This is a genomic window from Rhizobium leguminosarum, from assembly GCF_019798305.1.
In the GTDB taxonomy this organism is placed as follows: Bacteria; Pseudomonadota; Alphaproteobacteria; order Rhizobiales; family Rhizobiaceae; genus Rhizobium; species Rhizobium leguminosarum_U.
On the sequence record NZ_JAAXDD010000012.1, the window covers coordinates 22,142 to 46,917 of the forward strand.

A 24,776-nucleotide genomic window follows, 5' to 3' on the forward strand; every position below is an offset into this window, starting at 1 on the left:
CCTCAGGCGAAGGCGTAGGAGCCGTCGGGCCGCTTCGGCACGCGCCGCTGCCAATGGATGTAGCCTTCCTCTTCCATCGCCTTCTCGTCCATTTCGACGCCCCAGCCCGGCCGATCGGGACGCAATTCGAGATAGCCGTCCTTCGGCAGATAGGGATCAACGACGTAACGGGTTTCTCCCTCCCGCTTCTCGATATCGAGGCCGCCGTAGACATAGGCCTGTCCTTTTGGCAGCCGGTATTCGAGGATGCGGAAATTCTGTGCCGCCGCCGAAAAATGAACATTGACCGCCGTTGCAAGCGGGCCCATCGGGTTGTGCGGCGCCACGCCGACGAAGAAGGCTTCGGCGAGTGTGGCGATGCGGCGCATTTCGCTGATGCCGCCGACGACGCAGATGTCGGGCTGGATGAGGTCGGCGCCCTTGACCTGCAGCAGCCGCAGGAACTCGTTTCTGTTGTAGAGCGACTCGCCGGTCGCAAGTGTGCAGTTGAGCCCTTGTTTCAGGTCGCCCCAAGCCTCGATGTTCTCGGGACGCAGCGGCTCCTCGAAAAACAGCGGGTCATAAGGCGCCAGCGCATTGCCGAGCTGACGAGCGGCGATCGGTTCGAAAATCTTCGCATGGGCATCGAAGGCGATCTCGTATTCGTCATTGACCGTTTCGCGCAGCGAGCGGAAATAATCCGCCGAGGCTTTGACGACATTGCCCCAGCGGTTGGAGTGCATGTCGATCCGCCAGGGGCTGAGCTTGAAGGCGGTGAACCCCCATCCCTCCTTCAGACGATCGAACTCGTCGCGGGCCGCCGGCGCATCCGGTGCGGTGTATACTCCGGCATAGACCTTGATGCGGTCGCGCACTTCGCCGCCCAGCAGCTTGTAGACTGGGACATTCACTGCCTTGGCCGCAAGGTCCCACAGGCAGTGATCGAGCGCGGAGATCGCGGCAAGGCCAAGCGCCCCCGGCGGAAAGCGGCTCTGCTGGATCAGCAGATTGACGAGATACTCCACGCGTGTCGGGTCCTGGCCGGAGACAAATCCGTAGAGATAATCGAGCAGCGGCGGCAGCGCCTTGTCGGGGCCGTGATTGTAGCATTCGCCCCAACCCGTCAGCCCGTCATCGGTGTCGAGCGCGACGATCACGCGCGGACGGTCCTTGTCGCGGGTCATGAAAACCCGCATGCGGTCGATCTTCATCTTTCTGTCCTTCTAGCGATTGAAATAGCTACGGCGCGACTGGCGCGTCTGCACGTAGAGATGCTCGTTGTCGGTTCCGGGATTGTAAGCACCGGCACTTTGCGGCACCGAGACATTGCCGTTGCTGGGGAAGCGCGCCACGAAGGCCTCGTCGATATCGCAGCCAAGTCCCGGGCCATCAGGAACGGCGATCAAGCCGTCGACCTGCTCGGGATGCGGCAAGATCGTCTGGCGGCGGCCATCCCAGTCATCATCGAGGCGCTCGAGGATGAGGGCGTTCGGGATCGCCGCAAGCAGATGCAAAGCCGCATATTCCGCCACCGGCCCGAGCGAGCCCGAATGCGGCGCCATCTGGATATGATGGGCTTCGGCCATGGCCGCGATCTTCTTCATCTGGGTGATGCCGCCGGCGCGGCCGGTATCCGGCTGGATCACGTCGACCAGTTCCTTTTCGATGAGTTCGCGCTCGCCGAAGATGGTTGCAAAGCGCTCGCCGGCCGCCAGCGGCACATGCGCTGCGTCGCGGATCCGTCGGTAGCCGTCGATATTCTCCGGCGCGATCGGATCTTCCACCCACATCAATTCATAGGGTTCGAGCGCCCGAACCAGCCGGCAGGCATCCGACGGTGTCAGCCATGGCGGCCCATGCAGATCGATGGCGATGTCCATATCGTCGCCGACGGCGTCGCGCAGGGCGGCAACCTTGCGGACCGGATCGGCGACACCGCCGCATTTGATCGCCTTTATGCCGCGTGCTTTGATGGCAAGCGCGCGCTCGGGCGTATTCGCATGCGAATAGATCGGGATACGGTCGCGCATCTTGCCGCCGAGCAGCATCCAGACAGGGACACCGAGCGCCTTGCCCTTGATGTCCCATAGCGCCATGTCGATGCCGGTCATCGCACCGCCTCCGACCGTCCCGAGCACGCCGTGGCCCATCATCGCGATATGCATTTTCTGCCACAGCCGTTCGATATGGGCCGGATCTTCGCCCACGAGGAGTGGGGCGAGATCATGGATCGCCGTCTCGACGACGCGCGGCCAGCCTGAGCATTCACCGATACCGGTGATGCCCTCGTCGGTATCGATCTTCAGAAAGAGCCAGTTTCTGGTGCCGCCGAACTGCTTGGAGGCGCCACCACCGGAACATTGGTCGGAAACCCATTTGGCGGGATCGGGCTGACCGACATGCATGAGAAAAGTGCGGATCCCGGTGATTTTCATCGCAGAGAACTCCCATTCTTCAGAATGTCCGGCGCGACGTAGCGAAAACGCCGCGACTGATCGCGATCACGCGGATCCGGACGCGGGATCGCTGATATGAGCGCCTGCGTATAGGCGTGCTCGGGCGTGCGGCAGACCTTCTCCGCATCGCCGATTTCCACGAGCTGGCCTTTGTACATGACGCCGACACGGTCGCACATGTAGCGGATAACGCCGATGTCATGGCTGATGAAGATATAGGCGAGGCCAAGTTCGTCCTGCAGGCGCATCAACAGATCGAGCACCTGCGAGCGCACGGAGACGTCGAGCGCCGAGGTTGCCTCATCGGCAACGATGACACGCGGATTGAGCGTGATGGCGCGGGCAATGCCGATGCGCTGACGCTGGCCGCCGGAGAATGCGTGCGGGTAGCGTTCGCGCGCCCTCGGGTCGAGGCCAACCTGCTCCATCAGGTGGCAAACACGCTCTTCCAGAGCCCGCCCCTTTGCGACGCCATTGACGAGCAGCGGCTCGCCTATGATCTGGGAGACGGTCATGCGCGGGTTGAGGGAGCCGAAAGGATCTTGAAACACCATTCGCAATTCCCGCCTTGCGGCGGCAAGCGTCTGACCTTTTGCCGTTGCCAGGTCGATGATGTCGCCGTCGGCGCGGCGATAACGGATTTCGCCGGCTGTGGGGTCAATCAGCCGCATGATCGAGCGACCCATCGTCGTCTTGCCAGATCCGCTCTCGCCGACGATGCCGAGCGTTTCGCCCGGCAGAAGCGAAATGGAAACATCGTCCAGCGCTTTCACCTCGCCGAAATCCATCGACACATTGCGGAGTTCGAGGATCGGTGGCGCCGTTGTGTCGAGCGGCGGGCGCGCCAACCGGATTTCGGCCTTCGCTTCCAGCTTCAGCACCGAGCCGATCAGCATCCGGGTATAGTCGTCTTTCGGCGCATGAAAAATCTGCTCGACCGGCGCATATTCCTTGGCGACCCCGTTGTGCATGACGAGCACATCGTCGGCAATCTGCGCCACGACGCCCATGTCATGCGTGATGAACAGAACGGCCATGCCCTTGGCCTTCTGCAGCCGGGCGATCAGGTCGAGAATTTCAGCCTGGGTCGTCACGTCGAGTGCCGTGGTCGGCTCGTCGGCGATCAGCAGCTGCGGTTTGCAGGCGAGCGCCATGGCAATCATCGCGCGCTGACGCATCCCGCCGGAATATTGAAAGGCATATCGGTCCAGCGCTTTATCAGGCGAGGGAATCTCGACCTGCTTAAGCAGCGATATGGCTTCAGCACGCGCCTCTGCCTTGCTCATCCTGGTGTGAAGGCGAAGCGCCTCGACGATCTGGTTGCCGACCGTGTGGATCGGCGACAGCGACGACATCGGCTCCTGGAAGATCATGGCGATGTCGCGGCCGCGGATCGCTCGGATCTGACGCCCGCGCGGATTGAGGCTGGTCAGATCGATCGAGCCGCCGTTCTGATCGTTCAGTGTAATCGATCCGCCGGATATGCGGCCAGGCGCATCGACGATCTGCAGGATCGAACGCGCCGTCACCGACTTGCCGGATCCGCTTTCGCCGACGACACAGAGCGTCTTGCCCGGCTCGATCGAGAAAGACAGATCGCTGACGGCGCGAAAGACGCCGGTGCGCAGAGGGAACTCGACCGTCAGATTTTTCACCTGGAGCAGCGGCCTGCCGGCAATGGGAAGGATATCGGTCATGCCGGCCTCATTTGTTGTAGGGGTCGGCCGCATCGCGCAGGCCGTCGCCGAGAAGATTGAGCGCCATCACGGCGACCACGACGGCACAGCCCGGCATGAAGAGCCATGGCGCGGTGGCGATCGAGCGAATGTTCTGGGCCTCGCGCAGAAGCACGCCCCAGGAGATGGTCGGCGGCTGCAGCCCGAGTCCCAGGAAGGAGAGAGAGGTTTCGGCAAGGATCATCGCCGGCACCGCAAGCGTGATCGACGCAATGATATGGCTGGCGAAACTCGGCAGCATATGGCGAAAGATGATGCGCCTTTCGCGTACACCGTCGAGCCTCGCGGCAGCGACGAATTCCTCGGTGCGCAAGGACAGGAAGCGGCCGCGAACGACGCGGGCAAGCTGCGCCCAACCGGTCAGCGACAGGATGATCGTAATCATCATATATTGCAGCGTCGCAGGCCAGTCCTGCGGCAGGGCTGCGGCCATTGCGAGCCAGATCGGGATCGTCGGCAGCGACAGCACGAAATCGATCACCCGCTGCAGGAAGAAATCGATGCGGCCACCGTAATATCCCGAGATGCCGCCGAGCACGATGCCGAGGATGAGCGAGAAGAAGACACCGACGAGGCCGATCGACAACGAGATCTGCGAGCCCTGCACCGTTCGGCTGAAAACATCGCGCCCAAGCCTGTCGGCGCCGAACAGAAGCAGCGGCGTCGTCTTGTCGGGCGAGGCGATCAGATGGATGTTGGTCCTGAACAGGCCGAACACCGAATATTCATAGCCGCGCCCGAAGAACTGGACGTCGACACGTTTTGTCGTGTCTTCCTTGAAGATGGCGGCCAGCGTTTCCGGATCGCGGGTCAGCTTCATCGGATAATAATGCGGGCCAAAAGAGAACCCGTTCTGCGTATCGATCAGATGCAATCTCTGCGGCGGGTGAAAAGTCGCTCGCGCATTTTGCAGATTCGGATCGTTGATGGCGAAGAAGCCGGGAAGCAGGGCGACGATATACATCAGCACGGTGACGACGAGCGCGACCATGGCCAGCCGATGCCGGCGGAAAGCCCACCAGATAAGCTGCCACTGCGATGCGACGGCGGCGCGGTCCGGCGGAATGTTCGTAACGGTGATGTCGGCCATATCGGCTCCTATTCCAACCGGATGCGGGGATCGACCAGCGCAAGCAGGATATCGCTGATCAGGGAGCCTATCAGCGTCAGCGCGCAGATCAGCAGAACGAAGGCGCCGGCGAGATACATGTCCTGGGCCATCAGCGCCTGCAGCAGCAAAGGTGCTGCCGTCGGCAGATTGAGGACAATGGCGACGACGACCGAGCCGGAGATGAGGTTGGGCAGCAGCCAGGCAATCGTCGAGATGAACGGATTGAGCGCGATCATCAGAGGATATTTCACCAGCAGCCGGAACTCGGAGAGACCTTTTGCCCGTGCCGTGGTCACGTATGGCTTCGGCAGCTCATCGAGCATGTTGGCGCGCATCACGCGGATAAGGCTCGCCGTCGAGGAGACGGCAAGAATGATGACGGGAAGCCAGAGATGCGAGAAAAGATCGCCCATCTTGGCGAAGCTCCACGCCGCGTTCTCATATCCCGGCGAAAAGAGACCGCCGACATCCTGGCCGAATTCGACTGCTGCGACATACATCAGTACGAGCGCCAGCAGGAAGGACGGAACGGCCAAGCCGAAGAAGGTGAAGGCAGTGAAGAAATAGTCGCCGATCGAATATTTGCGCACGGCGGAAAAGACGCCGATCGGCAGCGCGATCGCCCAGGTGGCGATCAATGTCGACAGAGCCAGAACGAGCGTCAGCGCCATGCGCTCCCAGATCAGGTCAGAGACCGGCTGCTGCCATTCGAAGGAAATGCCGAAGTCGCCGCGTGTGAGAATGCCCCATATCCACTTGAAATATTGGACGAGCATCGGGTCGCCGAGGCCGAAGCGCTCGCGCAATTGCGCCGCCGTGTTCTGATCGACGATCTCGTTGGAGGCTGCTAGCGTCGCAATATAGGTCGTGACATAATCGCCCGGCGGCAGCTGGATCAGCACGAAAGCGAGGAAGCTGACGGCAAACAGCGATGGAATCATCCATAGGAAGCGTTTGGCGATAAAGACCAGCATGAGGCGCCTCTTGCATTGAACGCCGCCCTCCGAGCCTTGTCGGCCGTCAGGGCCGGCAAGGCATCTCGGAGGGCGAACTGAAAGAAAGCGCCGTACCGTCGGGCACGGCGCTTAAGACGAAATCAGCTCGTGAAGGTGAACTGCTGCGGCATTGCCGGCCCCGGATTGGGCCAGGACCAGCTATCCGGCTGCTTTTCGGGAACATTGCGCAGATTGTTGCGGATGATGCCGAAGCCGCCAACGGCAAGGCAAAGCCCGACGGTCTCGAATTCTTCCGCCGCGATGTCGAAGATCTGCTTCATGATTGCGCCGCGCTTGTCGAGATCGGCCGTCGAACGCGCCTCGTCGAACAGCTTCATACGCTTCTTCTGGCTTTCCGGCGGCTCTTCGCCGCGTGCACCGTTGGAAGTGTACCAAAGCGTCCACGGAATGGCGTAACGCGAACCCTGCGGATGGAAGGCGAAGAAATCGCGTGGATCGAGCATCGGATCGAGGCCGCCCGGCCCCGGCCATACCTGCGCATCATGGGCATTGTCGTCGCCGCGGGTATAATAAAGCGCCCGCTCGATCGTGTTGACCTTCATGTCGATACCGATCTGGGCCCAATGCGTCTTGACCAGTTCCAGGGCATCGACGAGGTCGGGATTGAGGGTGGGAATGACGTCGATCGAGAAGAACACCTTCTGGCCGTCGGGCCGCAGCCGGAAGCCGTCGCCGCCTTTCTTGTAGCCGGCCTCATCGAGCATCGCGCCCGCCTTGTCGGCGTCATATTCGGTGAATTGCCGCGCGTACTTCTCGTGATACCAGGGATGGGTCGGACGCGGCCCGGCCTGGTAGGGCTCGGTTTGTCCGAAATAGACGATGTCGATGAGCTCCGGGCGATTGATGCCGATCGAGAGCGCTTGCCGGAACGACTTGTCGGCAAACATCTTGCGCATGGCAGGATCTTTGTGGGTGATGTTGAAGTAGATCTGGCACTGCTGCGACGCCGAAGGCACGAGCGTCAGCAAGCGATAATCGCCTTTCTCCATGTTCTTCGACAGCGTCGGCTTGTTGGCGAGCACGCTGATATGGCGTTCCTGGATGTCGATCTTTCCCGAGATGACATTCAGCATCAGCGATTCGACGTCCTGCGAGATGCTGAAGTTGATTTCATCGATGTAGGGAAGCTGGTTGCCCTCGGTGTCGACCTGCCAGAAATAAGGGTTGCGGGTCATGACGACGCGCGTCGCACCCCCGGCGTAGGGCTCCTTGACCACCCATGGATCGAGCGTCGGCTTGTCGACATTGCCCCATCGCGACGGGATCTCGATGTCGCCGCAACGGCTGCGGAACAGCTCCGTCCAGCTGGTGACGCCGGCCTTTTTCGCTTCGGCCTCGATATTGGGATTATATTTCGGCAGGAAATGGCTGCAGTAATGCTTGGGGAACAGCGTCGGATGCTGGCCAAGCGGTGTGGCGAGGTTCTCCAGGTAAAGCGCGTTGGCCGCAGCAAAGGTGAACTTCACCGTATGATCGTCGATCTTCTCGACCGTGACCGGCTTGCCGGCGACGGCGAGCTGCGCCGGTGTCGAGCTGTAGAGTTCGGTGTTCTTGACGCAATCTTCGATCGCAAAAACCACGTCATCAGCCGTAAAGGGATGACCGTCCGACCAGCGCACGCCTTCGATCAGATGGAAGGTGAATTGCGTCGCGTCGTCGCTGACTTCCCAGCGCTCGGCAAGATTCGGCTCCACGGCGGTAAATTCGAGGTTCCAGCGCACGAGACTCTGGTTGCCGACCATGCGCAGAATGCCGTTGTGGTCAGATGAACCACGAAGGCCGCGGCGTAGCGAGCCGCCATAGGTGCCGACTTTTTCGAACGGCTTGACGACCATCGGCTTCTTCGGCAGGCGCTCGGCGAGCGGCGGCAGCTTTCCATCCTTGGCGAGCTGCGCAAGGGCCGGCGCTTCGCCGCCTGCGGCAGACACGCGACCGGCGATAGACAGCGCGGCGACACCAGCCATGCCACCAAGCACGGCGCGGCGGGTGACACCACGCGACAGTATTTCTTTGGCCATCGAATTCCTCCCTTTTGTGCCGGCGCAGCCTTTGCTCCGACTGATGCGGCGGGCTCCCGACCCGACGCTGACGCCCTCCTCGGCGCTACGACCGAAACCATAGACACGTTCCCAAATGATTACAAGAGTTGACAGATAATTACAAATTTCGTAGCGATGCAGCATCGATATACGATGTTGTGCCGCTAAAAACACGGCCAATAGGACGAAAAACGTTAGATCTGTCAGATGCTGTATGCCGCCCTGAACATTATGGTCGGCAACAGCCAAGGTGCGGCTGCCAACTACGGCGCACGCGGCGTTGAGAGAAAAGGACAATGGTGACATTCGCTGTCGATGCCGTTTCGAACAAGGGCGCAACGCGCTTCAGCGACATCATCTACGAGAAGATCGTGGGGATGATCGCCGACGGCAATTTTCCGGTGAACGAACGACTGCCGCCAGAGACGAAGCTCGCCGCTGATTTCGGCGCGTCGAGACCCGTCGTGCGCGAAGCGCTCGAACGCTTGAGAGCCGATGGTCTGGTCATTTCGCGTAAAGGTTCCGGTTCCTATGTCAGGCAAAGACCGGATTCGTCGATGCTGAAAATGGTGCCGGTCGGATCGCTCGCCGATGTCCAGCGGTTCTTCGAATTCCGCGCCGGCCTCGAAGCCGAGGCGGCGGAGCTTGCAGCGCGAAACTGGCAACCGGCCGACAAGGAGCGGATAACGGCAGCGCTTCTTTCGATCGAGCAATGTTTGCGCAACGGGGAGCTTGGCGCCGAGGAGGACCAGGCTCTGCACGATGCAATTGCCATGGCGACCGGTAACCAGTTCCACATCACCCTACGCGAGTGGTTCAAGCCGCATTTCGCCATCGGACATTCCGTTACGCGAAGCTTGAGTTTGAAGCGGACGCCGGAACAGATTCGCAGTGTCCAGGATGAGCATGCGGTGATCGTCGAGGCGATCTTCGCGCACCGGGAAACAGAGGCGCATGATGCGATGAAGACACACATACTGAATGCTCGCGCCCGGATGTTCCAGGGCGTTTGAGCGATAATGAGAGGAGAGACGATGAAACGGGTCGCTGTGACGGGTGCTGCCGGACGTGTGGGGACGCTGCTGCGCCCTCTTCTTCGGTCGCATTTCGAGCACCTCATCCTGATCGATTTGCAGGAGCCTGACGGGCTTGCCGAAAACGAGACTTTCGTCAGGGCCGACTTTACAAATCTCGATGAGGCGACGGCTGCGCTGAAGGAAATCGACGGCGTCGTCCATCTGGCGGGTATCGCCAGCGGCATCGATATGAACGCCATTCTGCATGCGAACGTGCTTGGAACATACAATCTCTACGAAGCGGCGCGGATCAACAAGGTCCAGCGGGTCGTCTATGCATCGAGCAATCATGCCACCGGCTTTTATCCGCGCGGCCAGCTCGTGTCGCCGCTCGACCCGATGCGTCCCGACAGCCCGTATGGACTTTCCAAATGCTGGGGCGAACTTGTAGCGGGGCTTTATTACGACACATCGGGTATTCGCTCTCTTTCCATCCGCATCGGCAATGCGGGCACCTATCCCAACAGCGAGAGATCCATTGCGATCTGGATCAGCGCGCGAGACTTGGCGCAATTGGTCAGGATCGGCCTCACCCACTCACAGATCGCTGCAACAGTCGTCTACGGCGTTTCCGACACGGACACGCAATGGTGGGACAACGAGCTGGCGGCACGATTGGGCTACCAGCCGCAGGATCGGCCGCGCGATTACGCCCACATCGAAGAGGGGTCCGAAGGGCCGGTCGCGCTGGCATTCCAGGGTGGCGGGTTCTGTGAGATCAATCACGACGGCACCATCCGCATGCGCGACGCTGATGGCTTGGCGAAAAGCCCGGAGACGGTTGAATGACGCCGCCTCGGGTCATCCGCCCGGACGTTCGTTCCGTTATCCAGCAACCGCTGACGGTTGGTGAATCACCGGTTTGGGACGAAGAGACCGGCACTTTGTGGTTCGTCGATATTCTGGCACCGGCGATCGTCCGGCTCTCCGCTTCTGGAAAGATCGACCGCTTCGACATGCCGGCTGCAATCGGCGCCCTCGGGCTTTGCCGCGATCATGGGATCGTCGTGGCGCTTCAGACGGGCGTCCATCTCTTCGATCCAGTCTCGGGAGATTTCGAGCTGGTGTCGGATCCAGTCGGGCGCCGCATCAACTGCCGCCTCAATGACGGAAAGGTCGGCCCCGACGGGCACTTCTGGATCGGTTCGTTCAGCGAAGCCAAGCCGCAGACCGATGAGGCCGCCCTTTACCGCGTAGGCGCCGATGGCCGCACGCGGACCGTTGCAACCGGACTGACGAGTTCCAACGGCCTTGCCTGGTCGCCGGACGGCCGGCGGATGTATCACTCCGACAGCCGGCAATGCTTCCTGCAGGCATTCGACTTCAATCCTGATACGGGCGATCTCGGCGATGGGCGCCGGCTTCGCAGCTTCACGGAAGACGAGGGTCGGCCCGACGGCGCGACAACCGATCGTGACGGGTTCTACTGGAGTGCCGGCGTTTCCGCCGGTCGCCTCAACCGAATATCGCCCGAGGGCGACATCGTCGAGATCTACATTCTGCCGGTCGCGGCACCGACCATGCCGTGTTTCGGAGGGCCGGATCTGCGCACCCTCTTTGTCACGAGCCTGTCGACGGACCGCACCGGACGTTTCGAGGCGGGGACGGTCATCGCCTTCGACGTGGATGCAGAGGGTCTACCGCCCTTCCGCTTTGGTGCCGGCCACCCTCCAGGATGACAGGGAGCCGATCATCCCTTCGAAATGACAGCGAATAGATGGAAAGATAACGGGGAAGAAAGATGAGCATCGCAACCATGCGCAAGGCGCTTACAGGCGTATCGGGTGTTCCCGTCACCGCCTATGACGGCAAAGGTGAAGTCGAACCCCGGATCACGGCGAAAGTCTATGAGCGGGTCGCGGCAGCGGGCATTCACAACATCGTCGCTGCCGGCAATACCGGGGAATTCTATGCTCTGACGCCGCAGGAAATCAGGATCGTCCATGAGGCGGCGGTTTCAGGCGTCAACGGCAAGGCGCCGGTGACGGCGGCAATCGGCCGATCGCTGCGCGAGGCAATCGGCATGGCGAAAGATGCGGCGACGATCGGCGCATCCGCCGTCATGTCGCATCAGCCCGTCGATCCCTTCGCAGCACCTGCGGCCCAGATCGACTATTTCTGCAATCTTGCAGATGCTTCCGCCCTGCCGCTTATCGCCTATGTCAGGGCGGATGGTTTCGCCGTCGCCGATATCGTCCGCCTCGCTAATCACGGCAATGTTGTCGGCATCAAGTTCGCCACGACCGATCTGATGCTGCTGTCCAGAGCGATCCCGGCGGCGGATCCCGGAGGCGCGCTGTTCGTTTGCGGCCTAGCGGAGAGCTGGGCGCCGACATTTACCGCAGCCGGCGCCCGCGGCTTCACGTCCGGCCTCGTCAACGTCGCGCCGAAGCTCTCGCTTGCCGTCCACGCTGCGCTCGAAAAAGGCGAATTCGCCGCGGCCAGGGCGATTGTCAACAAGCTCGAACCATTCGAGCGGATGCGGACCAAATTCCGCAATGGCGCGAACGTGACCGTCGTCAAGGAAGCCGTCACCTATTCCGGTCTCGATGTCGGTCCCGTGCGCGTGCCGGGATTGCCACAGCTCGACCAGCATGACCGCGAGGAGCTTCATCGGCTGCTTCAAGGCTGGGAGGCCGAAGGCGACATTCAAACTCATTCAGACCAGCCGGCCGTAAAGGCGGCCGGCTGATTTCGACACTATCCATAAACAACAGGATTGGGAGGTCTTGAGATGCTGAGACAAGTACTGACAACGATCGCAATTGCCGGCGCCCTGACGACGGCGCAGCCCAGCTTCGCGGCGTCGCCGCCCAATATGCTGGTGATCGGCACCAATCTCACCGGTATAAGGACGCTCGATCCGGCCCAGAACAATGCCCGTACGGTTTCCGAGCTGATCTCTAACCTCTACGACAACCTCGTGCAGCTGTCGCCGGACGATCTTAAAACGCTGAAGCCGATGCTCGCGACGCAATGGAGCGTCTCGGCGGATGGCAAGATCATCACACTGACATTACGCGACGACGCGGTGTTCCAGAGCGGCAACAAGGTGACCGCCGAGGATGCGGCCTGGTCGATCCAGCGCGTCATCAAGATGGGACAGGTCGGTTCCACCGACATCGCGCTGTGGGGCTTCACGCCTGAAAACGTCGAAAAGCTCGTTCGCGCAAAAGACGAACACACGCTCGAGATCGAGCTGCCGCAGTCGGTCAATACCGATCTGGTGCTCTATTCGCTGGCGGGCTCGTCGATCGGCATCGTCGACAAGAAGACGGTGCTGTCGCACGAGGCGAACGGCGATTTCGGCGGCGCCTGGCTTTCCGCCAATTCCGCCGGCAGCGGCCCATTCAGTCTGGCACAGTGGCGGCCGAACGATGTCGCGATCTTCAATGCGCAGCCGAAATATTGGGACGGCAAGCCGGCCATGGCGCGCGTCGTCGCTCGTCATATCCCGGAATCCGGCAATCTCCGGCTTCAGCTCGAAGCCGGCGACGTCGATGTCGGTCAGTATGTGGCAAGCGGCGACCTCGATGCGCTCGCCAGCAAGAAGGACATGGTCATCGAGAATGTCCCCGGTCTCGGCTTCTACTACATCGCCCTCAACCAGAAGGACCCGGATCTGCAGAAGCCGATGGTTCGCGAGGCCTTCCAGCATGCCTTCGATTGGAAAGCGATCTCCGGCAACATCATGCGCCATACCGGCTTTCCCTGGCAGTCGATGATCCCGCGTGGCATGATCGGCGCCCCTGAGCAAGCTGCCTCGCACTACGATTACGATCCCGCCAAGGCCAAGCAATTGCTGGCGGAGGCCGGATATCCCAATGGCCTGAAGAAGGTGCTCAATCCGTCGGGAGCCCCGACCCTGCCCTTCGCCGAAGCGCTGCAGGCAAGTGCCCGCGCCGCCGGCATCGATCTCGATCTCGTGCCCGGCGAATTCACGCCCGCCTTCCGCGAGCGCAAATTCGAAGTGCTGCTCGGCAATTCCGGCGCCCGCCTGCCCGATCCCTTCGCCGTCGCCACGCAATATGCCTTCAACCCCGACAATAGCGACGAGGCACGCCTCGGCAGCTATTACCTCTGGCGCACGGGCATGAAGGTGGACGAGCTCAACACGCTCATCGACCAATCGATGAAGGAGCGCGACACGGAAAAGCGCACCGACATCTTCAAGAAGATGGATGGCATCTATGCCGGCATGGCTTCGCCGCTGGTCATCTTCTTCCAGCGAACCGACCCCTATGTCATGCGCGCCAACGTCAAGGGCTATCACGGACATACGACATGGTCGACGCGCTGGCACGACGTGACCAAGGAGTAGAACGCCGTGGCGAGCGCCGATATGACATCGAAGGGGGGGAGCAGCCGGTACTCCCCGGCGGGTGGGTTCGCCGAGGCGGCCCCGCACCCGGCACTGAGCCTGCTGCGACGCCTGGCGGGACGCGTTGTGGCCGTCGTGACGACGCTGCTCGGCCTGCTCTTCCTGACCTTCTCGATGGGCCGCCTGCTGCCCGCCGACCCGGTGCTATCAATCACCGGGGCGGAAGTCAGCAAGGAGGTTTACGATCGCGTCTATAACGAGCTGGGTCTTGGGCAGCCGATCTGGATGCAGTTCCTCTCCTATGTCGGCAAGATCGCCACAGGCGATCTCGGCATGTCGGCGACGACGGGCCAGCCGATCCTCACCGATCTGACGACGATCTTTCCCGCAACGATCGAACTTGCGATCATCGCCATGATCATCGGGGCGATCGTCGGTATTCCTTTAGGGATCACCGCTGCGGTCAGGCGCGGAACCGTTATCGACCACATCGCGCGGATCGTTGCCCTTGCCGGCCACTCCGTCCCGATTTTCTGGACCGGACTGATGGCGCTCTTCATCTTCTATGCGAAGCTGAAGCTCGTCGGCGCATCGGGCCGGATCGATGTCTTCTATGAAGGCCTCGTCACGCCGATGACGGGCTTTCTCCTGATCGACGCAGCGATTCAGGGCCAATGGGACGTGTTTTACAACGCCCTTGGCCACATCATCCTGCCGGCCGCCATCCTCGGCTACTATTCCGTTGCCTATATCAGCCGCATGTCGCGGAGCTTCATGCTGGAGCAACTGAGCCAGGAATACATCATCACGGCGCGGGCAAAGGGGCTCGGCACCCGCAAGGTGGTCTGGCGCCATGCATTCAGGAACATCCGCGTGCAGCTTTTGACGATCATGGCGCTGACCTTCGGCGGTCTGCTCGAAGGCGCGGTGCTGATCGAGACCGTCTTCGGGTGGCCGGGGCTCGGCCAGTACCTGACCCGGGGGCTGCAGATGAACGACATGAACGTGGTCATGGGTTCGGTGCTGACGATCGGCGCCGTCTTCCTGACGATCAACATCCTGTCGGACTTCCTTTATCGCATTCTTGATCCGAGGACACGGTGACGCCATGACGATCTCCTCTGAGCATGCAGACAGCGCTAACACCGGCGGCCTTCGCAACTGGCTGCTCGCGCCGGAACCGCGAGACTGGTTTCAGTCGTCGGTGCAGCAAATTCATCAGGGCTGGCGGAAATTCAGCCTGCACCCGCTTGGCCTGGCGGGACTGGCCATCATCGTAGTGCTGATCGTCGTGGCGCTGGCCGCACCCCTGCTGACGAGCTATGATCCGATCGTTCAGGACATGGCCGGGCGGCTTGCCCCGCCATCGGCGAGCCATTGGCTCGGCACCGACAATTTCGGCCGTGACGTCTTTTCCCGTGTGATCTATGGCGCCCGCACCACGCTCTACATCATCATGCTCGTCACGGTCATCGTCGCCCCGCTCGGCCTGCTGATCGGCACTGTCTCAGGCTATTTCGGCGGCATCGTCGATGAAATCCTGATGCGCGTCACCGATATTTTTCTTTCCTTCCCCGGCCTCGTGCTGGCGCTCGGCTTTGCCGCAGCGCTCGGTCCGGGCATCACCAATGCAATCATCGCGATTTCACTGACGGCCTGGCCACCGATCGCGCGTCTTGCGCGCGCCGAGACGCTCAGCCTTCGCAAGGCGGATTACATCGCCGCCGTGCGCCTGCAAGGCGCGACATCACTCGCGATCATCACTCGTCACATCCTGCCGATGTGCATTCCCTCGGTGATCGTCCGCGTCACCCTCAATATGGCCGGCATCATCATCACTGCCGCCGGTCTCGGCTTCCTCGGCCTCGGCGCGCAGCCGCCATGGCCGGAATGGGGGTCGATGGCCGCCAGCGGACGTGAATTCATGCTCGACAGCCCCTGGGTCATCGCAGCACCCGGCATTGCCATTGCGCTCGTCAGCCTCGCCTTCAACCTCGTCGGCGATGCCCTTCGCGATGTTCTCGATCCCCGAGGTTCAGAATGACGGACTTGATCGATATTCAGAACCTCGAAATCGCCTTCGGCGGCGGACAGGTGCGTGCCGTGCGCGGCGTCAGCTTTTCGCTTGGACAGGAAAAGCTCGGGATCGTCGGTGAATCCGGATCGGGAAAGTCGACCGTTGGCCGCGCCATCATGAAGCTGCTGCCGCCGACCGCGATCATCAATGCCGAGCGGATGCGCTTTCGCGACGTCGATCTGCTCAAGGCGACCGAAAAAACGATGATGACGATCAGGGGACGGCGGATCGGCCTGATCCTGCAGGATCCGAAATATTCGCTCAATCCCGTCATGCGGATCGGCGAACAGATTGCCGAGACCTACCGCTTCCATCATCCGAGGACGAGCAAGAGCAAGACCTACAGCCAAGCCCTCGACATGCTCGAAGCCGTCCAGATCCGTGATCCCGAGCGCGTGGCCCGCCTTTATCCGCACGAAATCTCGGGCGGCATGGGCCAGCGGGCGATGATCGCCATGATGTTGATTGCCGAACCCGAAGTGCTGATCGCCGACGAACCGACGTCAGCACTCGATGTGACGGTGAGGCTCGAGATCCTGGCCCTGCTCGATGAACTCGTCTTGCGCCGCAATCTCGGGCTGATCTTCATCAGTCATGATCTCAATCTCATCCGGAATTTCTGCGACCGCGTCCTCATCATGTATGCGGGGCGGGTGGTGGAAGTGCTCGAGGCGTGCGATCTCGACAAGGCCCGCCATCCTTATACCCAAGGGTTGCTGGCATCCCTGCCGACGATCGAAGATCCCCCTGCCCGGCTGCCGATCCTGAAACGAGATCCGGCCTGGCTTGAAGAATTCGCATTGGAGCCGCCGCGGTGATTAAAATCGACAATCTTACGGTCCGTTTCGGACCCGGGCAGCGGCCTGTCGTCCGAGACGTAAGCTTCGCCATCGAAAGGGGAACTGCTTTCGGCCTGGTCGGCGAGTCCGGCTGCGGGAAGTCCACTGTCCTGAGGGCGCTTTCCGGCCTCAACGCTAACTATGACGGCCGGATCGAGCTCCACGGCGAGCCGTTGAATCAACGGCGCAGCCGGCCATTCTTCCGCCGGGTGCAGATGGTGTTCCAGGACCCTTATGGATCGCTCCATCCCCGCAAGACCATCCGCTCGCAGCTGAAAGAACCGCTGCGCAACCAGGGGCTGGACACGAATTCCGTCGACGTGAACGCAGTCCTGAGATCGGTTGGCCTCGACCCGGCGCTGAGCTACAGATTTCCGCACCAGCTCTCCGGCGGCCAGCGCCAGCGCGTCGCGATCGCCCGCGCGCTGATGCTGGATCCGGACGTTCTGCTTCTCGACGAACCGACATCGGCGCTCGACGTGTCCGTTCAGGCCGAAATCCTCAATCTCCTCCAGGATTTGCGAACCAATCGCGGTCTGACCTATCTGCTCGTCAGCCATGATCTCGCCGTCGTCTCCCACATGTGCAGCCGCGTCGCCATCATGGAAGCGGGCGAGATCGTCGAACAGGTCGATGTCGGTGCCTTGCGAAGAAGTGCGGTCGAACATCCTTATTCGCAACGCTTGCTGCGGGCGAGCCGGATGTATGGAAAGGCGTAATTTTCGATCTAGCCTTATCCGCTCGATCTAGAATACAGGCTAAGGTCGCTTCTCATCGCAAATTCGCAACGCTGATAGAACTCCGACAGCGCCCCTCTCCGCTTTGAGATCAGCCAGACGCTGCTACATCCTTCAGCTGTGGCTGTTTCGAACATTGCAGAAATCAGAGCGGTCCCAATTCCCTGACCCTGTGCGTCGGGCTGCACAGAAAGCTCGTCCAGATAAATGACGGGGCCGGTATGGCGCCGCTGTCGTATCCCGAGCGCAATGCCGAGCACCTTGCTTCCGTCAACTGCCGCAAGTGCAATTGACCTCGGAGTTTCAAGCACATAGGTCACATTTTCTGCAGCCGCTTCAAGGGACCAGCTCTCGTTCCACGGAGGCAGGGCGTAGGCATTTACCAATACGACGGCCGCACCGCCAATGTGTTCTTGAACCAGACGCTCGATCCGAAATGTCATGAACTTGTCTCACGCTACGTGAGGTGACATTCGCCGAAGGCTATCGGTTTCGCAATGGTATGTTGCCTGCATCCGCAGGTTTTTCTCCGCGCTTGTCCCTGAAAAGGTAAGATCGCTGCTGCCCCAGACAGGTCCGGGCCAGTCCGCCCGGCTGAGCCCAGCATTGAAAATGCCCTATTTCCACCCCGCGCGAAGCCGCAAGATCCCAGGCGGGGCTGGACGGAACTCTTCGAGCGCAGGCAGCATCCCCTTTTTCGGTAAACCGCAGCATTGGTAGGTTGATCCTGTTGAAAACGCGTGCGCTGCGGCGAGCGAATACGTCCCATACGGAACCAATTCACCGCCGAGCGGTTATATGACACCCTCCTCCTCGATCAGACGAGCGTCGTCATGCGGATGTTACGCGGCCCGAAAGTTACTCAGACGATCAAGGTCTTTGCATGCGCCATTGCCACTGCAACGGCGACAATGTTCATGGCCGGCGCCGTCAAAGCAGACGAGTCTGCCTTCCTCAAGACACTGGCGGGAAATTGGAGCGGTAAGGGTACGGTGAAAGTACGGACAAATGCACCCACCATGACAGTCACTTGCCGTTTCAAGTCGGACGCGAATGCGAGTTCCCTTGCACTCAACGGGCGCTGCACCAGCCTTGTCGTTTTTTCCCGCGTCATCAGCGCTAACCTCAAGGCCAGCGGTGATACCTACACCGGCTCCTACGTGGGTGCGGGCACTGGCACTGCGGGTCTTGGCGGAAAGCGCGCTGGTAATGCCATAAGCCTCGCGATCAGATGGGCGAAAGAAGTTAATGGCGATCGCCTTGCGCAGATGACGATCGAAAAAACCGGGGCGTCGGGCATGCGCCTCACAACCGTCGATACCGACCCCGCTACAGGTCGATCGGTTGTTACCAGCCGCATTGAGCTTCGCCGGAGCTGATATCTTTTTGCATTCAAAGAGCCGCCGGCGTGCTAAAGGGTTGATAGAGAAGCCCCGAAGCTATAGTTTCGCCTTCGCAAATCGCTGAACGATACAAGGAAATAGTTATCTCATGCCGACAGGTACCGTTAAATTCTTCAATGACGACAAGGGCTTCGGCTTCATCACCCCTGAGGGTGGCGGGCAGGACGTTTTTGTTCACGTGTCTGCGCTGCAAAGCGGCGGGTCGCTCCGCGAAGGCGACAAGGTCAGCTTCGAAGTCGGACAGGATCGCAAGACCGGAAAATCGAAGGCTGAGAACGTCTCGACCATCTGATCGAAAACCGAAGATGGCCCAGCCTGCGTGAGCAGGTTGGGCTCGTCGTCATGGCGACCTGCGATGTCGCCCTGTTCCGCAAACGACTCCAGCCGGAGCGTTTCCGCTTTTCCGCGTGTCACAAAAACGCTCTATCGTTTTGTTCTGCGCAATTCCGGGCGCAAGACCGCTCCGCAATATGCCGGAGTTGCTCTACAGCCGATTGGCGCGCAATAAGGTGTCACGAGACAAATATTCCGCAAGCGTCCCATCGGCGGCTCTGACATGCAGCCCCGGTATCTCACCGGAGAGGATGAGCGCCAAGGCGTCGTGAACCGTGGCGTCGGCGGCGATCTCGGCATCGGCGCTAGACCGTTCCGGAGCGGTGGTCATGATCATCGACACGCCAATCAAGCTCAACCTTTTTATGGCTCGGTGGTGACCTAGGAAACTCTCGACAAATTCATTGACGGGACGCGCAAGATTTCTTGTGGGGTATCATATTGAAAGAGGCGTCCGTCCGGCATGATCGATCAGACGACATTCAGCAGCCCGATCAGGCAAAGTCCAAGAGCCCCTAGCGCCAACAGCGACAGCGTTGCCGCGGCGAGGACACGACTGCCGGTATGCGCGACGGATCTGACATCGACCGAGAGGCCTAAAGCGGCCATCGCGGTGACGGTGAAGGCGGCGGAGACCGCCGCTATCCCGGGCAGCAGTAGTGCCGGGATCGCTTCGAGGGAACGAAGCGTCGCCATGGCTGCAAAACCGAGGATGAACCATGGGAGAACATGGCGGAGCTTGACTGGCGAACCGCCAGGACGGCGGCCATGAACCGCACCGAGCACGAGGATGACGGGTCCGAGCATCATCACGCGGATCAGTTTGACGAGCGTGCCCACCTGAGTGCTGACGACTCCGGCAGAGGCGGTGGCCGCCAAGACCTGCGGGACGGCATAGGCCGTCAGCCCGGCGAAAACGCCATATTGTAGGGCGCTGAGACCAAAGAGCAGGTGGAGAAGCGGCAGCGTCAGCACTGCACCGATGCCGAGCAGTGCGGTAAAGGCTATCGAGGCCGCGATATCGTCGGGTTTAGCGCCGATCACCGGCGCTGCATCGGCAATTGCAGAATTGCCGCAGATCGAGTTGCCGCAAGCAACCAACGTCGCCAGGCTGGCCGGCAGCCCGAAGAGCCGCCCGACAACAAAGCTACCGGCCAAAGACAGAGCAACCAGAACGGCAATTCCGCCGACAAGCGGCAGTCCAGCCTGCCTGATGGCAGCCGTGCTGAGCGAGGCGCCGAGCAGCACGACCGCAATTTCGAGCAAGGTCTTGGCGGCGAATTGGGTGCCCGGAATGAAGGTCTGCGGCAGGCAGACCGAAGAGCGCACGGCAATGCCGATCAGAATGGCTAGCACAAGGCTCTCGATCCAATGCGAGCCGAAAATCATCATCTGTAGCTGCTCAACGACATACACAGAGAGCGTGACTGCCGCACACAGGACGAGTCCCGGCAGGAAGCGACAGGGAACGCGAGGCGGAAACGAGCATTGGCAAAACCTTGCGGAGGACGTTTGAACAGCTTTCCATTTTCGTCGCGGTTGCGGAACGCGAGCATCTGACCAAAGCCGCCTTTGCGATCGGGCTGACGCCATCGGCCGTCAGCTCGGCTATCCGCAATCTCGAGACCTCCTACGGCGTGAAGCTTTTCCATCGCGTCGGACGCCGCATAGAGCTGACATATGAAGGACGGGTGTTTATGGGGGAGGCTAGAGCGACGCTGGCGCGCGCAAAGGCCGCAGCGCTCGTCTTGTCCGACCTCGGCGGCCTGCAAAAGGGTGAGCTTGTCGTTTTTTCAAGCCAAACGATCGCGAGCTATTGGCTACCGGCGATGCTGATGCGTTTCAAGATCCGCTACCCGGGCATTGACCTGAAGCTGATGATTGGCAACACGACCACGGCGGCAAAAGCGGTCCTCGATGGATTGGCTGAAGTCGGCTTCGTCGAAGGCAGCGTTGACGAGCCGGCACTGAATGTTCAGCCGCTTGCCGAGGACGAACTCCTTGTCGTCGTCGGTCCCCGTCATCCCTGGGCGCGTGGCAAACCAATTGCGCCGGCGGACCTGATTTCAGGCACGAAATGGGTCATGCGGGAAAAGGGGTCCGGAACCCGGTCGGCTTTCGAGGCGGCGATTTCCAATCTCGGCATAGACCCCGCAGATCTGGCTGTCGCGCTGCAACTGCCATCGAACAAGGCGGTCATATCGGCGGCAAGAGAGGGCCTCTGCGCGACAGTCGTTTCGGGAGCCGTGGCAGCACCACTCTTGACGCAAGGCCTGCTGGTAAAGGCGCGCTTCCCTCTGCCATCCCGCCAATTTGCAATCCTGCGGCATAAACAAAGGCACTCCAGTCGTGCCTCGCTGGCGCTGGAAACCATTTGCCGCGAGGACAAAGCTGCCGAAGTCAAAAATGGGGAGGACTGGGCGCTCTAGCTGATCCAAGCCGCCGAAGGTCTTTGTCGTTGCTGTTCAAAGGCGCGTCAGCGGTACTCTTCCACGCCCGCGGGAACGGCTTGGCTGCTTCATGGCATTGTGGTGGTCGCCACGCACGACGTCATGACGTTTTCAACATGGGCATGGCTTCATGGATGCCCACTTGCTGGCATCGGTGCTCCTTGATCAGCGAGCGGGCTTATGGATGACGTGCCAGCCAAATCCTGAAGCAATACTATCACGAGGCTCGCTAGGTTGCGCGTCCGAAACTTGTCACCGCATCGTCTGATGCGTCCGACGTCACCGGCGCAATAGGTTTCGCGCGAAGCCGGCTTGCGTCGCGGGCGGGCGGAAGTCCGAACAGCCGCCCGTATTCCCGGCTGAATTGGGATGCGCTTTCATAGCCGACGGCGAAAGCGACGCGGGCGGCGTCGCCCGGAGTCTCGAGTAACAGACGGCGTGCCTCATGGAGACGGAACCGCTTCTGATACTGGATGGGCGTCATGGTCGTTGCCGCCTTGAAATGGCGGTGGAACACCGAAGCACTCATTCCCGTCATCCGCGCCAGATCTTCGACCTTGAAAGATTCCGTGAAGTTTTCGCGAACCCAGGCGAGCGCCCGCCTGACCTGAGACTGGCGGCCGTCGATCTGTGCGATCTGCCGCAGCTTCGCTCCCTGCGGTCCCCGCAATAGGCGGAACAGGATTTCCCGCTCGATCATTGGTGCCATGACGGAAATTTCGTTTGGCCTATCGAGAAGTCGCATCATCCGTAGAAACGCTTCCTCGAGCTGAGGATCGGTCGGACTCACGCCGAGGCCACACAAGAATTCCGGATCGTGAACATCAGGCATCTCAATCAGAAGGTCGGCGATGTTACGGGCGTCAAAGCTGAACCCGACGCCGAGAAATGGCTTCTGGAGGCTCGCTTCGGATATTCTGCCAAAGACAGGAACCTCGACCGAGGCCACGAAGTAGCTGCCCGCTCCATAGTGCAATACGCTCTCGCCGCAAGTGATTGCCTTGGCGCCTTGTAACACCAAGCATATGACAAGCTCCGTCATGCCTGCCGTCGGCTCAGTCGTGCGTTCTGCTCTTTGCAAACCGACGCGTGGAATGGCGGTCGTCGTACGACCGCCACGCGAGTGCCTCTCGATCAAGGACCTTAGTTCTTCGCCCACATTGTCCATGCTGTTAAATTGCACCCTCCTCCAACGCGCGCAAGTCTTTCGGCAGGATTAGGCAAGAGTTCAATAGAATTTGGCACGCGGCCGGAAAGGCGCCTGCTCATATTGGACGGGCAACCAGAATGGAGAACCACCATGTTGAAGAATGCATTGATCACCGGCGCCAACAAGAGCATCGGCTTTGAAACCGCTCGACGGCTCGGGGGAATGGGTTATCGTGTTTGGCTTGGTGCCCGCGATGCGGGGCGCGGTGAGAGTGCGGCGGAAACTTTGCGAGCTCAGGGTCACGATGTGCGCTTCCTTGAAATTGCCGTCGAGGACGACGCAAGTGTGAAGGCAGCCGCGGATCGTGTCAGACAGGAAGACGGCAAACTCGACGCACTGGTCAACAATGCGGGCATACCCGGAGCATTCATCGACCCGGCGGATCAGACCGTAGACGACATCCGCCAGGTCTACGAGATCAACGTGTTCGGGCCGATTCGAATTACGCAAGCTTTCCTGCCTCTGCTCAAAGCAGCGAGTTCCGCCAATGTCGTCAACGTCAGCAGCGAGCTCGGTTCGCTTGGCGCCCTGACAGACCCGGAGAGCGAATTCTATGGTGTGAACAGTCTGGGCTACAACAGCTCGAAGACGGCCCTCAACGCAGTAACCGTGTCGTTTTCCAAGGCCCTCGCGTCGTTCGGCATCAGGGTCAACAGCGCGGATCCCGGATACACGAAGACCGATTTTAACGGCAATACAGGCTATCGGACGGTCGAGCAGGCGGCTGAGATCATCGTCCAGCTTGCAGTCGCGAACGACGGCCAGACGGGTGCCTTCATCAATGACAAGGGCACGCTACCTTGGTGAGCCTGACTTAATGTTTAGGGCGGGCGGCGGTGCGCCCTTTTCCTAAAGACGGCCAATTTAATCGCCGGCTCCACGACTGTACGTCACGGCGCCCCGATCAGAAGACAGGTAAGCTGTCGGTCAAGGTGAACGAAGACGGTCGCTCGCCATACCCCTATGACAAATTCGGGTACAGGCGCTTCAAACTGACCATTGACATCGGCAGTGTTAAGGCAGAAGCCGCACTCGGCCGCGCATGCGCGGCCGTTTTGCGAGGATGCCAAAGATGACGACCAAGACTGGCGTAGCCGATGCCGGAAACCTGATCATAACAGGCGTCGTGCTGATGCTGATTGGCGATCTGCTCTTTGCGCTGAACGATGCAATGGGCAAATGGCTGGTCGCCAGCTTTGCCGTCGGCCAGGTGCTGGTGATCCGCTCGGTCGGCGCTTTCATCGTGCTCGGACCAATGATCCTCCGGCAAGGACCGATGGCCTTGTTCCGCGTCGAGCAGAAGGGCCTGCAGTTCATCCGTGTTTTCATGGCGACCTGCGATGTCGCCTTGTTCTATGCCGCCGTCACCTATCTGCCGCTCGCAGACGTCATGACCTTCTATATGGCCGGACCGATCTATATCGCAGCGCTTTCGCATTTCTTTCTCGGGGAGAAGATCGGCTGGCGCCGCTGGCTTGCCGTTCTGATCGGCTTTGCCGGCGTCGTCATCGCGCTGCGTCCGTCCACGGCGATGCTGTCGCTTCCATCGCTCTTTGGCCTTGCGGGGAGTTTCGCCTTTGCACTGTCGCTGGTGATGAGCCGCTATCTGCGCTCGACCAGCGACACGACGCTGGTGACATGGCAGACGATCGCGGCGCTCGTCACCGGCATCGTCCTGAGCATCGGTCACTGGCAGCCAGCAACGCTCATCGACTGGTCCGGCATGCTGCTGCTTGGCATCGTTGCCACCTGCGCACATCTGCTCATCACGCGCTCGCTGAAGCTCGCACCGGCATCGCTGCTCGCCCCGCTGCAATATACGCTGCTGCTCTGGGCGATCGTCCTCGGCTACCTCTTCTTCGACGATATTCCCGATGCACAGATCATCATCGGCGCCGCAATCATCGTCGTGGCGGGGCTCTTCATCTTCCACCGGAAGAATCTGAAGGAGACGGTTCCGGCCGAAGCGGTTCCGCCCGACGGCCATTGAAAA

At 60.7% G+C, this 24,776-nt stretch carries 23 protein-coding genes and 2 pseudogenes; 15 read left to right on the forward strand and 10 right to left on the reverse strand.

Annotation, left to right across the window (positions count from 1 at the left end; all coding sequences use genetic code 11):
* Positions 1-2 precede the first annotated feature (2 nt).
* From HFO99_RS21355 to HFO99_RS21380, 6 genes are all read right to left on the reverse strand, one after another.
* Entirely contained in the window at positions 3-1,190 is a 1,188-nt protein-coding gene (locus tag HFO99_RS21355; RefSeq protein ID WP_011649533.1) for a galactarate dehydratase, read from the reverse strand.
* Between the two features lie 12 nt (positions 1,191-1,202).
* Positions 1,203-2,414 (reverse strand): mandelate racemase/muconate lactonizing enzyme family protein, encoded by a 1,212-nt coding sequence (locus HFO99_RS21360; RefSeq protein WP_222363441.1) that lies wholly within the window; start codon positions 2,412-2,414, stop codon positions 1,203-1,205.
* On the reverse strand, positions 2,411-4,132 hold the full coding sequence (locus tag HFO99_RS21365) for an ABC transporter ATP-binding protein (protein WP_222363443.1): 1,722 nt from the start codon (positions 4,130-4,132) through the stop codon (positions 2,411-2,413). The genes HFO99_RS21360 and HFO99_RS21365 overlap by 4 nt, the downstream gene beginning before the upstream one ends.
* 7 nt (positions 4,133-4,139) lie before the next feature.
* On the reverse strand, positions 4,140-5,261 hold the full coding sequence (locus tag HFO99_RS21370) for an ABC transporter permease (RefSeq protein WP_130720867.1): 1,122 nt from the start codon (positions 5,259-5,261) through the stop codon (positions 4,140-4,142).
* 8 nt (positions 5,262-5,269) lie between these two features.
* Positions 5,270-6,256, reverse strand: coding sequence for an ABC transporter permease (locus HFO99_RS21375; RefSeq protein WP_222363445.1), 987 nt, complete (start codon positions 6,254-6,256; stop codon positions 5,270-5,272).
* A 122-nt stretch (positions 6,257-6,378) separates the two neighbouring features.
* Positions 6,379-8,316, reverse strand: coding sequence for an ABC transporter substrate-binding protein (locus tag HFO99_RS21380; RefSeq protein ID WP_222363448.1), 1,938 nt, complete (start codon positions 8,314-8,316; stop codon positions 6,379-6,381).
* A gap of 320 nt (positions 8,317-8,636) precedes the next feature.
* Here HFO99_RS21380 and HFO99_RS21385 point away from each other — a divergent pair, with 320 nt between their 5' ends.
* The 9 genes from HFO99_RS21385 (at position 8,637) to HFO99_RS21425 (ending at position 17,369) form a co-directional block, all read left to right on the forward strand.
* Positions 8,637-9,350, forward strand: a complete 714-nt coding sequence (locus HFO99_RS21385) for a FadR/GntR family transcriptional regulator (RefSeq protein WP_222332219.1) — start codon at positions 8,637-8,639, stop codon at positions 9,348-9,350.
* Positions 9,351-9,371: 21 nt separating this feature from the next.
* Positions 9,372-10,202, forward strand: a complete 831-nt coding sequence (locus tag HFO99_RS21390; protein WP_222247757.1) for an NAD-dependent epimerase/dehydratase family protein — start codon at positions 9,372-9,374, stop codon at positions 10,200-10,202.
* A complete protein-coding gene (locus HFO99_RS21395; RefSeq protein WP_222363450.1) occupies positions 10,199-11,092 on the forward strand; it encodes an SMP-30/gluconolactonase/LRE family protein in 894 nt (297 codons plus the stop codon). Before HFO99_RS21390 ends, HFO99_RS21395 begins: the two co-directional genes overlap by 4 nt.
* Before the next feature lie 62 nt (positions 11,093-11,154).
* Complete coding sequence (locus HFO99_RS21400) at positions 11,155-12,105, forward strand: dihydrodipicolinate synthase family protein (RefSeq protein ID WP_222331929.1); 951 nt, start codon at positions 11,155-11,157, stop codon at positions 12,103-12,105.
* A gap of 42 nt (positions 12,106-12,147) precedes the next feature.
* Positions 12,148-13,734: an ABC transporter substrate-binding protein gene (locus HFO99_RS21405; protein ID WP_222363452.1), complete on the forward strand. Its 1,587-nt coding sequence runs from the start codon at positions 12,148-12,150 to the stop codon at positions 13,732-13,734.
* 6 nt (positions 13,735-13,740) lie between these two features.
* Positions 13,741-14,838: an ABC transporter permease gene (locus HFO99_RS21410; protein ID WP_222363454.1), complete on the forward strand. Its 1,098-nt coding sequence runs from the start codon at positions 13,741-13,743 to the stop codon at positions 14,836-14,838.
* Between the two features lie 4 nt (positions 14,839-14,842).
* Complete coding sequence (locus HFO99_RS21415) at positions 14,843-15,778, forward strand: ABC transporter permease (protein ID WP_222363456.1); 936 nt, start codon at positions 14,843-14,845, stop codon at positions 15,776-15,778.
* Positions 15,775-16,629: an ABC transporter ATP-binding protein gene (locus tag HFO99_RS21420; RefSeq protein ID WP_222363458.1), complete on the forward strand. Its 855-nt coding sequence runs from the start codon at positions 15,775-15,777 to the stop codon at positions 16,627-16,629. The genes HFO99_RS21415 and HFO99_RS21420 overlap by 4 nt, the downstream gene beginning before the upstream one ends.
* Positions 16,626-17,369 (forward strand): ABC transporter ATP-binding protein, encoded by a 744-nt coding sequence (locus HFO99_RS21425; RefSeq protein ID WP_222247748.1) that lies wholly within the window; start codon positions 16,626-16,628, stop codon positions 17,367-17,369. The genes HFO99_RS21420 and HFO99_RS21425 overlap by 4 nt, the downstream gene beginning before the upstream one ends.
* Positions 17,370-17,383: 14 nt before the next feature.
* On the opposite strand, the gene HFO99_RS21430 is transcribed toward HFO99_RS21425, so the two are convergent.
* Entirely contained in the window at positions 17,384-17,830 is a 447-nt protein-coding gene (locus HFO99_RS21430; RefSeq protein WP_222247747.1) for a GNAT family N-acetyltransferase, read from the reverse strand.
* Positions 17,831-18,145: 315 nt separating this feature from the next.
* Here HFO99_RS21430 and HFO99_RS21435 point away from each other — a divergent pair, with 315 nt between their 5' ends.
* Together HFO99_RS21435 and HFO99_RS21440 are read left to right on the forward strand one after the other, a co-directional pair.
* Complete coding sequence (locus HFO99_RS21435) at positions 18,146-18,766, forward strand: hypothetical protein (RefSeq protein WP_222363691.1); 621 nt, start codon at positions 18,146-18,148, stop codon at positions 18,764-18,766.
* A gap of 112 nt (positions 18,767-18,878) precedes the next feature.
* On the forward strand, positions 18,879-19,082 hold the full coding sequence (locus HFO99_RS21440) for a cold-shock protein (RefSeq protein WP_018480679.1): 204 nt from the start codon (positions 18,879-18,881) through the stop codon (positions 19,080-19,082).
* A gap of 192 nt (positions 19,083-19,274) precedes the next feature.
* Here HFO99_RS21440 and HFO99_RS33970 read toward each other — a convergent pair whose 3' ends face one another.
* Both HFO99_RS33970 and HFO99_RS21450 read right to left on the reverse strand, forming a co-directional pair.
* Complete coding sequence (locus HFO99_RS33970) at positions 19,275-19,460, reverse strand: hypothetical protein (protein ID WP_409994942.1); 186 nt, start codon at positions 19,458-19,460, stop codon at positions 19,275-19,277.
* Positions 19,461-19,594: 134 nt separating this feature from the next.
* A pseudogene (locus HFO99_RS21450) lies at positions 19,595-20,612 on the reverse strand (YeiH family protein).
* Between the two features lie 10 nt (positions 20,613-20,622).
* Between HFO99_RS21450 and HFO99_RS21455 the strand changes: the two are divergent.
* Together HFO99_RS21455 and HFO99_RS33820 are read left to right on the forward strand one after the other, a co-directional pair.
* Positions 20,623-21,552 (forward strand): LysR substrate-binding domain-containing protein, encoded by a 930-nt coding sequence (locus tag HFO99_RS21455; RefSeq protein ID WP_222363460.1) that lies wholly within the window; start codon positions 20,623-20,625, stop codon positions 21,550-21,552.
* 119 nt (positions 21,553-21,671) lie between these two features.
* Positions 21,672-21,757: pseudogene (locus tag HFO99_RS33820) on the forward strand (type II toxin-antitoxin system VapC family toxin); the annotation flags it as partial.
* Positions 21,758-21,802: 45 nt separating this feature from the next.
* On the opposite strand, the gene HFO99_RS21460 reads toward HFO99_RS33820, so the two are convergent.
* Positions 21,803-22,615, reverse strand: coding sequence for an AraC family transcriptional regulator (locus HFO99_RS21460; protein ID WP_261323265.1), 813 nt, complete (start codon positions 22,613-22,615; stop codon positions 21,803-21,805).
* 258 nt (positions 22,616-22,873) lie between these two features.
* Here HFO99_RS21460 and HFO99_RS21465 point away from each other — a divergent pair, with 258 nt between their 5' ends.
* Positions 22,874-23,590, forward strand: a complete 717-nt coding sequence (locus HFO99_RS21465) for an SDR family oxidoreductase (protein WP_020047160.1) — start codon at positions 22,874-22,876, stop codon at positions 23,588-23,590.
* A gap of 265 nt (positions 23,591-23,855) precedes the next feature.
* Positions 23,856-24,773: a DMT family transporter gene (locus HFO99_RS21470; RefSeq protein WP_168342446.1), complete on the forward strand. Its 918-nt coding sequence runs from the start codon at positions 23,856-23,858 to the stop codon at positions 24,771-24,773.
* Positions 24,774-24,776: the final 3 nt, after the last annotated feature.